Below are 10,707 nucleotides of genomic sequence, written 5' to 3' on the forward strand. Positions count from 1 at the left end.
GCTCCCTTATTGAGTGTGGCGGCACATGGGGAAGCCCAGTGCTTCGCGTGATGCATAGTACGCCTCAGCAACCCGCTTAGTCAGGGTACGAATGCGTAAAATATAGCGTTGGCGTTCAGTCACTGAGATGGCTTTTCGCGCATCCAGTAGGTTAAACGCATGACCAGCCTTTAGGATCTGCTCATAAGCAGGCAAGGGGAGCGGCTGCTCGAGATCCAAGAGCTTGGTACTTTCGGCTTCGCACTGATCAAAGTAGCGGAACAGAAAGTCAACATCAGCATGTTCAAAGTTGTAGGTCGACTGCTCCACCTCGTTTTGATGGAAAATATCGCCGTAGGTCACTTTGCCAAACGGACCATCAGTCCAGATTAAGTCATAGACAGAATCGACTTCTTGGATGTACATGGCCAAGCGCTCGATACCATAAGTGATTTCGCCGGTAACGGGTTTGCATTCCAGACCACCGACTTGCTGGAAGTAGGTAAACTGGGTAATTTCCATTCCGTTAAGCCACACTTCCCAGCCTAAACCCCACGCACCCAGTGTTGGGTTTTCCCAGTTATCTTCGACAAAGCGAATATCGTGAACTTCGGGATCTATACCTAACACACGCAGAGAGCCTAGATAGAGCTCCTGAATATTGTCGGGTGATGGTTTGAGAATGGTTTGAAATTGATAATAGTGCTGCAAACGGTTTGGGTTCTCACCATAACGACCATCGGTTGGACGACGAGAAGGTTGAACGTAAGCCGCTGCGATCGGTTCTGGTCCAAGGGCACGCAAGCATGTCATCGGGTGGGAGGTTCCCGCCCCCACTTCCATGTCTAGTGGCTGAACAATGGTACAGCCTTGCTGGGCCCAATAATCCTGCAGCGCGAGGATCATACCCTGAAAGGTTTTGATATCGAATTTATGCATTGTCAGGTTCGCGCGAGTTGATGAATGGAGAAAATAGCTGGCAATTATAACTCGCAGCGCGCTCAAGCAGTAGGGGGCTGGCGGATTTTTGTGCGTCTTTAACCGACTTATCGATACAGCGGTAATATGGATGAATAGACGTTGCCAAATGATTGTTCAAATCGTAAACTAGCGCCGTCTTGGGGAGTAGTCGACCACTGCACAGTCAGTGGGGCAATCATCAACATAGTTGAAGCAAAATCTTCATGGTGATTGCAAGCCCACCTTTATGGTGCTCTGGGCTTGACGAGACCAACGACAATCGCACGAACCGGGGTGGGGCGTGTGTGTTGTCGTGGTTGAATCATAATAAGCCCTGCCCCAGATGAGCATTGTCATGAGCGTTCTTGCTATTTCTATTTCCACCGTCACCTTGGCGGAAATAGGGGATAAAACCCAGTTACTATCTTTGGCGTTGGCGACCCGGTTTCGAAAACCCGCGGTGATTGTCAGTGCCATTCTATTAGCCACTTTGGTTAACCATGCAATAGCCGCATGGCTTGGTGTGGTGGCCGCAGACGTTCTAACAGACACCGTTTTACACGTCATTTTGATTATCAGTTTTAGTGTGATGGCGGTTTGGATGCTGATCCCAGATAAGCTTGAGGATGAAGGCATACAGGGAAAGAGTGCATTTTGGGCCAGTTTTACCGCCTTTTTTGTCGCTGAAATAGGGGATAAAACCCAATTGGCGACCACGGCACTAGGGGCACAGTTTAATGATGCACTGTGGATTGTGGTGATTGGTTCTACCATTGGGATGCTGTTAGCCAATGTTCCCGTGGTTTTAGCCGGCGATAAGATTCAGCGCCATGTGCCATTTGCGGTGGTACGCGCGCTTGCCGCGGCCATGTTTGCGGCATTGGCTGTACTCGATACCTGGTATCTACTGAGTTAACGCAGGACAATGATGAATTGGTATAAGGGTTGGCATTATGCCAGCCCTTTTTTGATCAAAAATTGAAACGGCACGGTCTCTGTTTGGGCAGCGACCAGGGTATGGTCCATAAAGCGACAAAAACTCGGAATATCTCGTGTCGTAGAGGGATCATCAGCGGTGATAAGCAAGGTCTGACCGTCATCCATATGGCGGATACGCTTACGTACCATCATTACAGGTTCAGGGCAGCGCAACCCTAAAGCATCAAGCTGATGATCAGCATGGTTAAAAAGCGTCGTCATGTCGGTGTCCTCAAAAAATGTCGACCTGATCATACTTACGAGTCAGAATTATTCAAATAGGGTTGTGATTGTAAAATTATTGTGTAAATTAATTAACAAGTCGTTAACGAGTGGCGAGTGGCATGAGAAAAGTAAACGAGCAACAATTTGGTTTTACTTATGGCTACCGTGTATTGGCTTATACAGGATTGAGCGCCCTTGCTTTTTTAGACTTAGCGCATAGTCAGGGTCACGCTCTATTAACGACTTTAGCATTGCTGGTGTCTGCGCTGGGGTTGTTGATGGAAACATTGACCGTTCAGCCAACAGATTCTTCGCAAGGCTAGCTAACTCACTCAACAGCGACACTCACTCTCACTCCCTAGTTTTCTTGGGCTTCCCCGCTTTCAGAGCGGGATTTTTTTTGCCTGTTATTCAGAGAAAACCAGTAACGGAAACAAGGCCAATATCTCGCTGAGTATTGACCTTGTGTCATATGATGAATCTTACGTTTATGGTTAGTCTTGCTTGGTGATATCAATCACCACGCGGCCTTTTATTTCGCCATTGATGATTTTATCGGCGTACGCTGGCGTCTGGGCCAGGGCGATAGTGTGGCACGCTTGTTCAAAGTAGCGTGCGGGTAACAGCTTGGTGAGTGACTGCCATGCGGCGAGCCGTTGTGGTCTCGGGCAAGAGACAGAGTCCACTCCTTGCAAGCGTACATTCCGCAAAATAAATGGCATGACGGTGGCAGGGAGGTCAAAGCCACCGGCAAGGCCACATGCAGCGACCGTACCACCATACTGAATTTGTGACAGCACGTTGGCGAGCATTTGACTGCCGACGGTATCAACTGCACCAGCCCAGTGTTGTTTATCAAGCGGGCGCCCAGGGGCGCTAAATGCGTCGCGCGGTAAAACGTCATCGGCACCAAGCTGTTCAAGCCAGGTTTGGTTTGCGTCTAGGCGGCCAGTGACAGCACTGACGCGATAACCGAGAGCATGTAATAAGGTGACGGCGACAGAGCCTACGCCACCACTGGCGCCCGTGACTAATACTTTGCCGTCTTCTGGCTTAACGCCGCCATCAATCAAGGCTTGTACGCATAACATGGCAGTCAACCCAGCGGTGCCGACCATCATGGCTTGTTGTTCAGTCAGCCCTTCGGCTAAGGGGACTAACCAATCACCGTTAACGCGCGCTTTCTCAGCCATGCCACCCCAGTGGCCTTCACCGACGCCCCAGCCGGTCAGCACCACTTTATCTCCAGGTTGATAGTCTGGGTGCTGGCTGTCTGCAACCGTGCCAGCAAAATCAATACCTGGCACCATCGGAAATTGGCGCACAATTTTCCCTTTGCCGGTAATGGCGAGGCCATCTTTGTAATTGAGTGAACTATAGTCAATATCGACGGTAACATTGCCGTCAGGGAGATCACTCTCTGCTAAGGCGGTGATGTTGGCGAGGGTTTGTTTTTCGTGTTGTTCGAGGACAAGCGCGTTAAACATGGCATTCTCCCGGTTGGAATAAGTGAGCGGCCATACTAGGCCGAGCGAATAAGCGACCACTTGCGTTATATCAATCACTATGCGATTGAACGCCGTTAGACGCAACCCAAAAAAAAGAGCGGTAAACACCGCTCTTTTATCGTCACGAAGAAGGCATTACACGCGTTCGAACACGGTGGCAATCCCTTGACCCAAACCAATACACATGGTTGCCAACCCTAAGGTGGCATCTTGACGCTCCATTTGATGTAACAAGGTGGTCGAGATGCGTGCACCTGAACAGCCTAATGGGTGACCCAAGGCAATGGCGCCGCCATTGAGGTTGACCTTTTCATCGACTTTATCCATCAGGCCGAGATCTTTGACGCAAGGTAGTGATTGCGCGGCAAATGCTTCGTTCAGCTCAATAAGATCAATATCATCGATACTCAATCCAGCGCGTTTCAGTGCCTTTTGGGTGGCTGGCACTGGGCCATAACCCATAATTGATGGATCACAGCCGGCAACGCTCATCGCTCGAATACGTGCTCGAATAGGGAGCCCGAGTGATTTGGCTTTTTCTTCGCTCATCACTAGCATTGCTGATGCGCCATCTGATAGCGCCGATGAAGTACCCGCCGTCACTGTGCCCGTAACAGGGTCAAAGGCGGGGCGCAGGTTGGCCAAGCTTTCAACCGTGGTTTCTGGACGAATCACCTCATCATCTTCAACCAGAGTCAGTAGACCGTTGGCATCATGGCCTTCGATAGGGGCTATCTCTTGTCTAAAGCGCCCTTCTACCGTGGCTGCGTGAGCACGCGCATGAGAGCGAGCAGCAAACTCGTCTTGCATTTGGCGGCTAATACCATGCATACGACCAAGCATTTCTGCTGTAAGTCCCATCATGCCTGCTGCTTTTGCAACCGATTTAGACAAACCAGGATGGAAGTCGACGCCATGGTTCATCGGCACGTGTCCCATATGCTCCACGCCCCCAATCATGAAGGTGTCACCATCGCCAACCATGATTGCACGCGCTGCATCGTGTAGCGCTTGCATCGACGAACCACACAGGCGGTTGACGGTGGTAGCACCAACGGAGTGTGGGATCCCCGCTAATAAAGCGGCATTACGCGCAATATTAAAGCCTTGTTCTAGCGTTTGCTGGACACAGCCCCAATAAATATCTTCAATTGCGCTGCTTTCGACTGCTGGGTTGCGAGTCAGTAAGGATTTCATCAAGTGCGCCGATAAGTCCTCCGCGCGTACATTGCGAAATACACCGCCTTTAGAGCGGCCCATTGGTGTACGAATACAGTCAACGATCACTACATTGTTCATTGTTCTCTCCTTAACCTTAGGCTGATTGCGGTGCGTTGACCGGGGTCACATCAAAGTAAGCCTGTTTGTCGCCCGCACGACGTTTCATATCCGTTGGGACATGATACAAGGCGCCAAGATCAGAGAATTTGTCTGCCATTGCGACATAGTGATCAACACCCAGAGTATCAACATAACGGAAAGCACCACCGCGGAATGGTGGAAAACCAATGCCATAAACCAAGGCGATATCTGCTTCAGCAGGAGAGGCGATAATGTTTTCTTCGAGACAACGTGCCACTTCATTGACCATCGGCACCATCATACGAGCAATTATATCTTCATCACTGATATCTGACTGATTCCCCTCGATCACGGAGGCAAGTAACCCAGGTACGGCTTCATCAGCTTCTTTTTTCGGCTTCCCTTTTTTATCGATAGAGTAGCGATAGAAACCCTTGCCGTTCTTTTGACCGAAACGCTCGGCGTCGAACATCACATCAATCGCATCACGACCTGATTTACTCATGCGATCAGGAAAGCCTTCTGCCATCACCGCTTGCGCGTGGTGCGCGGTATCGATACCAACCACGTCGAGCAAGTAGGCCGGGCCCATTGGCCAGCCAAATTGCTTCTCCATAATCTTATCGATGCGTTGGAAATCCACACCGTCACGAAGAAGAAGGCTAAAGGCATGGAAATAGGGGAAGAGTACGCGGTTGACGAAAAACCCGGGACAGTCATTGACAACAACCGGTGATTTGCCCATTTTCGCTGCATAGGCAACCACACGGGCAATGGTTTCATCGGAGGTCTTTTCGCCTCGAATCACCTCGACCAACGGCATGCGGTGGACGGGGTTAAAGAAATGCATGCCACAGAAGTTTTCTGGGCGCGCCATTGACTTGGCCAACGTATTGATAGGAATGGTGGAGGTATTCGATGCAATTACCGCATCCGCACTCACTTGCTCTTCTACCTCTTTGAGAACACTGGCTTTGATTTTAGGGTTCTCTACCACAGCCTCAACAACTACATCGCTATGTTCAATGCCGGCATAGTGTAGACTTGGGGTGATTGACGACAGCACTTGGCCCATTTTAAAGCCATCGATACGACCGCGTTCGAGTTGCTTATTGAGTAGCTTGGTGGCCTCTTTCATGCCCAAATCTAGCGATGCTTGTGCAATGTCTTTCATCATCACAGGCACGCCTTTTAGGGCCGATTGGTAGGCGATGCCGCCGCCCATAATACCTGCACCTAGAACGGCACCACGCTGGGTATCTTTCCCTTGTTTAGCGGCTTTTTTCGCCTTGCCTTTGATCACTTGATCATTGAGGAAAATCCCGACTAAGGCTTGAGCAACGTCGGTTTTTGCCAGTTTCACGAAATAGCGATTTTCGACCTTGAGTGCCTCATCGCGTGTCATGCCGGCCGCCTCTTCAATGGCCGTCACGGCAGTCATGGGCGCTGGATAGTGCTTACCGGCTACCTGAGCCACCATGCCTTTAGCCATGGTAAAACTCATGGCGGCTTCTGTGCGGTTTAGCCCCAATGGTTGTTTTTTCTGCTGACGACGGCCTTGCCAATCAATTTTTTCATTGATGGCTTGAGTGAGCATACTGATTGCCGCGACACGAAGGTTATCTACTTCAACGACGGCATCCACTAATCCTTCTTTGAGCGCTGCTGCGGCGCGTTTTTCTTTACCTGCAGTGATAATTTCCATCGCCGTATCGGCACCCACTAAACGCGGTAAGCGCACGGTGCCACCAAACCCAGGCATAATACCCAGTTTGGTTTCGGGGAGACCAATCCGTGCGTCAGAGCTTGCAACACGTAAATCGGTAGAAAGAATACACTCGCAGCCGCCCCCTAAGGCATGGCCGTTGACGGCGCTGATCGTCGGATAGGGGAGGTCTTCTAAACGATTGAAGATTGCGTTCGCGCGCGACACCCAATCAGAGAGCTCTTGGTCGGGCTTGGCAAATAAACCGAGAAACTCGGTGATATCGGCGCCGACAATAAAGGCCGACTTTGCAGATGTGAGCATGAGCCCCTTTACATCTTCTCGGCCTGCTAAGGCGTCGAGGGCTCGGTCTAAGCTTTCTAGCGTCGACAGATCCAGTTTGTTGACAGAACCCTGGCTGTCCAGTGTCAGTTCTACAATGCCGTTTTCCAATGCACGAACTGAAAGGTTATCTCCTTGGTAGATCATGGTTTTTCTCCACGTTGGCCGTACCATCCTGGTTGAATACTGTTCTGGTTAGACCAGATGAGCTCTAGTGTGGATCATTGTTATAATAAATGACAACCAAAAGTTAAACGAATGTTTAAAATATGTGGCGTGGATTGTTTTTACTGCGTGGGCGTCCCTGTAGAAGAAGCGGAGATATGATAAAGTGCAAGGTAGAAACTCAAGGATTATATCATTATGCCGATCACGCCTTATGCGGTTCCTGCAGAGACTGTCAGGCACGAGCTTGAAATAAAAAAGAGCCGATTTATCACCTATCTTGCTCACACACCGGGTGAGGCAGACGCGAAGCAGTTTATTCAATCTTTACGCAACGCTTACCCTGATGCGCGCCATCATTGTTGGGCCTTCGTCGCGGGAAGACCCGAATCATCGGTACAATGGGGCTGTGGTGACGATGGCGAGCCCGCAGGAACCGCAGGTAAACCAATGCTTGCGCAACTGTCGGGCGCAAAGGTCGGAGAGGTCTGTGCGGTGGTCGTCCGTTATTTCGGTGGGATCAAACTGGGTACCGGGGGCTTAGTGAAAGCATACGGTACCAGTGTGCAACAAGCGCTAAGCTTATTAACAACGCGTGAGGTTGCTGTCACGGTTCCTTACACAATAAGCTGTGAATATGCTCACATTGATACTATCGAGTTGCTACTAAAGCAGTACCATGGCATTCAGCTTGATGCTGCGTTCAGTCATAATGTGCAGCTAGCTGTCCGTATTGATGCGCGATTCATCGAAGGTTTTCTCGATGCGCTAAAAAATCAAACTCGTGGGCAGGCACAAGCTTGCTCGACAGAACATCAATAATAAACGTCAGGCATTTAGCCTGCTTTACGTGTAACGATGAGACGGCAGTAAAAGGCTGTCGCTGATAAGAGGGCCACGTCAGGCTATGCAATTTCGTTCCATTACCCGCATTGTCGGACTTCTACTGGCCCTGTTCAGCATTACCATGCTCGCCCCTGCGCTGGTGGCTTTTATTTACCGTGACGGTGCTGGGCTCCCGTTTGTATTGACATTTTTCTTACTGCTTGCGGGGGGGGGACTGCTTTGGTTTCCAAACCGTGATTACCGGCATGAACTCAAAGCGCGCGATGGCTTTTTAATTGTCGTGCTGTTCTGGACGGTGATCGGCAGCGCAGGCTCTGTGCCGCTGATGTTGTCGGAACAGCCTGATTTATCGGTCAGTGAGGCGTTTTTTGAGTCCTTTTCGGGGTTAACGACGACAGGGGCGACCGTGATTGTTGGTCTGGATGAGTTGCCCAAGGCCATTTTATTTTATCGCCAGCTGCTTCAATGGCTGGGCGGAATGGGGATTATCGTCTTAGCGGTGGCGATTCTTCCCGTACTCGGCATCGGGGGCATGCAGCTTTATCGTGCAGAGATCCCAGGGCCGGTCAAAGATACCAAAATGACGCCCAGGATAGCCGAAACCGCGAAAGTCCTTTGGTACATTTATCTGACACTGACGGTCAGCTGCGCGTTAGCCTATTGGTTGGCCGGTATGTCAGCGTTTGATGCGATTGGGCATAGCTTTTCAACCGTTGCAATTGGCGGTTTTTCAACCCATGACGCAAGTATCGGTCACTTTGACAGTACGGCCGTAAACCTGATCACCGTGGTCTTTTTGTTAATATCAGCGTGTAACTTTTCGCTGCACTTTGCGGCGTTTGCTAATAACGGGCTTAATCTAAAGTTTTACTTACGTGATCCCGAATTTCGCGCGTTTTTACTTATTCAATTCCTACTATGGCTGGTCGTCTTCACCATGCTTAGTGGCCATCAAGTCTATGACAGTTCCGCTGAAACTTTCACTCAAGCATTATTTCAGTCGGTATCTATTTCAACCACCGCAGGCTATACCACGACGACATTTGCTCATTGGCCGCTGTTTTTACCTGTTCTATTGTTATTCACTTCCTTTATCGGCGGGTGTGCAGGCTCAACAGGTGGGGGGATGAAAGTCATTCGTATCTTATTGCTTTCACTACAAGGTACGCGCGAGCTTAAGCGCTTAGTCCATCCCCGTGCAGTGTATACGATTAAGGTGGGCAACAAAGCCTTACGTCAACAAGTCGTCGACGCGGTATGGGGATTTTTCTCCGCCTATGCGTTGGTCTTTGTGATCTGTATGCTGGCGTTAATTGCAACCGGCATCGAAGAGCTGACCGCTTTTTCGGCTGTGGCGGCCACACTCAATAATCTCGGCCCAGGCTTGGGCGAAGTGGCTGCTCACTTTGGTGATATTAATGACACAGCGAAATGGGTACTGATCCTGGCGATGCTGTTTGGTCGTTTAGAGATATTCACATTACTGGTTTTATTTACCCCCACTTTTTGGCGTAGCTAAACAGGGGAAGGAGAAGCAATGAGCAACGCAACGCAGAAAGTGCTGCTGTTACACTCAAGTCGGGAAGGGCAAACTAAGAAGATTCTACATTATATAGAGAGTCAGCTTGGAGAACGTGCGCAGTGTGACGTGAGCGATCTCCATCAAGTGCCAACACTCGATCTTACCCAATATGATCGGGTGTTAATCGGAGCATCGATTCGTTATGGCCACTTCAATAAAAAGCTCTATCAATTTATCGATACGCACAGCGAACAGCTAAACCGAGTGAAAGCGGGCTTTTTTAGTGTCAATTTAACCGCGCGTAAACCTGGTAAAGATACCGCAGAAACGAGCGCCTATAGTCGTAAGTTTCTAGAAAAGTCGCCATGGAAGCCTCAGTTGCATGGCGTGTTCGCCGGAGCCCTCTACTACCCGCGCTATAAATGGTTCGATCGTATGATGATTCGCTTGATTATGCATATTACCGGCGGCGAGACGGATACGAGTAAGGAAGTGGAATATACCGATTGGCAAAAAGTGAAAGCATTTACTGATCAATTTGCTCAGTTTTAGCCCATAGCGCTGATTCTTTGACCGAACAGCGGCTTTTTGCAAAAAAAGTCGCTTTTCCCTCTTGCTAAGGCGATCAACTTCTCTATAATGCGCCTCCATCGACACGGCACGCAGGGCAAGCGCTCAGCGCCATGTTGAAGTAAAAAATCAAATAAAAATAAACGCTTGACGTGAGTTTTTAAAAGATTAAGATAGCCGTCCACTTAACGCCAAGCGTTAGGGGAGTCAAAAAGAGGTTTTATTTCCAGCCTGAGGGTTGAAAATAAAAGATAAAATTTCTTCTTGACTTTAACGGCAAGGCGCGTAAGATACGCAGCCCTGACCAAGCGAAGCGCAGCTTCGCACAGTCAACGCTCTTTAACAATTTGACCTATGCAATCTGTGTGGGCACTCGTTGAGAATAGACAAAAAGATTTATTCGATGAACTGAGTGACCAATACGAAAACGAAACAACGTTTACGTTGTTCGGCACAGTCAATTCGTTTGTCTCGCAAGAGACGAWCAAAACAGTATTTATCGAGCCGTTTGTCTTTTCTTAGGAAAAGCAAACACCAAAACTTTAATTGAAGAGTTTGATCATGGCTCAGATTGAACGCTGGCGGCAGGCCTAACACATGCAAGT

Annotated in this window: 10 protein-coding genes, 1 rRNA gene and 1 riboswitch; of the genes, 6 read left to right on the forward strand and 5 right to left on the reverse strand. The window is 49.5% G+C overall.

Going from position 1 to position 10,707, the window contains the following annotated elements:
* Nucleotides 1-6: 6 nt before the first annotated feature.
* Nucleotides 7-918, reverse strand: coding sequence for a glycine--tRNA ligase subunit alpha (gene glyQ, locus BZG76_RS13920; RefSeq protein ID WP_025673809.1), 912 nt, complete (start codon nt 916-918; stop codon nt 7-9).
* Between the two features lie 174 nt (nt 919-1,092).
* A riboswitch (yybP-ykoY riboswitch) is annotated at nt 1,093-1,202 on the forward strand.
* A 92-nt stretch (nt 1,203-1,294) separates the two neighbouring features.
* Here glyQ and BZG76_RS13925 point away from each other — a divergent pair.
* Nucleotides 1,295-1,855, forward strand: a complete 561-nt coding sequence (locus BZG76_RS13925) for a TMEM165/GDT1 family protein (RefSeq protein ID WP_077461799.1) — start codon at nt 1,295-1,297, stop codon at nt 1,853-1,855.
* Nucleotides 1,856-1,890: 35 nt separating this feature from the next.
* Here the strand turns inward: BZG76_RS13925 and tusA are convergent, their stop codons facing one another.
* Entirely contained in the window at nt 1,891-2,139 is a 249-nt protein-coding gene (tusA, locus tag BZG76_RS13930; RefSeq protein ID WP_077461800.1) for a sulfurtransferase TusA, read from the reverse strand.
* 122 nt (nt 2,140-2,261) lie between these two features.
* Here tusA and BZG76_RS13935 point away from each other — a divergent pair, with 122 nt between their 5' ends.
* Nucleotides 2,262-2,465, forward strand: coding sequence for a hypothetical protein (locus tag BZG76_RS13935; RefSeq protein WP_025744548.1), 204 nt, complete (start codon nt 2,262-2,264; stop codon nt 2,463-2,465).
* A gap of 171 nt (nt 2,466-2,636) precedes the next feature.
* Here BZG76_RS13935 and acuI read toward each other — a convergent pair whose 3' ends face one another.
* From acuI to fadB, 3 genes are all read right to left on the reverse strand, one after another.
* Complete coding sequence (gene acuI, locus BZG76_RS13940; RefSeq protein ID WP_077461801.1) at nt 2,637-3,629, reverse strand: acrylyl-CoA reductase (NADPH); 993 nt, start codon at nt 3,627-3,629, stop codon at nt 2,637-2,639.
* Nucleotides 3,630-3,785: 156 nt separating this feature from the next.
* Nucleotides 3,786-4,949 (reverse strand): acetyl-CoA C-acyltransferase FadA, encoded by a 1,164-nt coding sequence (gene fadA, locus BZG76_RS13945; protein ID WP_077461802.1) that lies wholly within the window; start codon nt 4,947-4,949, stop codon nt 3,786-3,788.
* A gap of 16 nt (nt 4,950-4,965) precedes the next feature.
* On the reverse strand, nt 4,966-7,146 hold the full coding sequence (gene fadB, locus BZG76_RS13950) for a fatty acid oxidation complex subunit alpha FadB (RefSeq protein WP_077461803.1): 2,181 nt from the start codon (nt 7,144-7,146) through the stop codon (nt 4,966-4,968).
* A gap of 216 nt (nt 7,147-7,362) precedes the next feature.
* Between fadB and BZG76_RS13955 the strand changes: the two genes are divergently transcribed.
* From BZG76_RS13955 to BZG76_RS13970, 4 genes are all read left to right on the forward strand, one after another.
* On the forward strand, nt 7,363-7,986 hold the full coding sequence (locus BZG76_RS13955) for a YigZ family protein (RefSeq protein WP_077461804.1): 624 nt from the start codon (nt 7,363-7,365) through the stop codon (nt 7,984-7,986).
* A gap of 85 nt (nt 7,987-8,071) precedes the next feature.
* The gene (locus BZG76_RS13960) at nt 8,072-9,529 is read left to right on the forward strand and encodes a TrkH family potassium uptake protein (RefSeq protein ID WP_077461805.1); all 1,458 of its coding nucleotides are present in this window, start codon (nt 8,072-8,074) and stop codon (nt 9,527-9,529) included.
* Between the two features lie 18 nt (nt 9,530-9,547).
* Entirely contained in the window at nt 9,548-10,084 is a 537-nt protein-coding gene (gene hemG / locus BZG76_RS13965; RefSeq protein WP_077461806.1) for a menaquinone-dependent protoporphyrinogen IX dehydrogenase, read from the forward strand.
* A 561-nt stretch (nt 10,085-10,645) separates the two neighbouring features.
* A 16S ribosomal RNA gene (locus BZG76_RS13970) occupies nt 10,646-10,707 on the forward strand; the annotation flags it as partial.

Origin of the sequence: Salinivibrio sp. AR647 (assembly GCF_001995415.1) — a bacterium.
GTDB classification, from domain to species: Bacteria; Pseudomonadota; Gammaproteobacteria; order Enterobacterales; family Vibrionaceae; genus Salinivibrio; species Salinivibrio costicola.

Excerpts from the sequence above, each read along its gene's own strand:
- fadA (WP_077461802.1), bottom strand. The coding sequence starts at position 4,949 with ATGAACAATGTAGTGATCGTTGACTGTATTCGTACACCAATGGGCCGC.
- BZG76_RS13925 (WP_077461799.1), top strand. The coding sequence starts at position 1,295 with ATGAGCGTTCTTGCTATTTCTATTTCCACCGTCACCTTGGCGGAAATA.
- tusA (WP_077461800.1), bottom strand. The coding sequence starts at position 2,139 with ATGACGACGCTTTTTAACCATGCTGATCATCAGCTTGATGCTTTAGGG.
- hemG (WP_077461806.1), top strand. The coding sequence starts at position 9,548 with ATGAGCAACGCAACGCAGAAAGTGCTGCTGTTACACTCAAGTCGGGAA.
- fadB (WP_077461803.1), bottom strand. The coding sequence starts at position 7,146 with ATGATCTACCAAGGAGATAACCTTTCAGTTCGTGCATTGGAAAACGGC.
- BZG76_RS13960 (WP_077461805.1), top strand. The coding sequence starts at position 8,072 with ATGCAATTTCGTTCCATTACCCGCATTGTCGGACTTCTACTGGCCCTG.
- glyQ (WP_025673809.1), bottom strand. The coding sequence starts at position 918 with ATGCATAAATTCGATATCAAAACCTTTCAGGGTATGATCCTCGCGCTG.
- BZG76_RS13935 (WP_025744548.1), top strand. The coding sequence starts at position 2,262 with ATGAGAAAAGTAAACGAGCAACAATTTGGTTTTACTTATGGCTACCGT.
- acuI (WP_077461801.1), bottom strand. The coding sequence starts at position 3,629 with ATGTTTAACGCGCTTGTCCTCGAACAACACGAAAAACAAACCCTCGCC.
- BZG76_RS13955 (WP_077461804.1), top strand. The coding sequence starts at position 7,363 with ATGCCGATCACGCCTTATGCGGTTCCTGCAGAGACTGTCAGGCACGAG.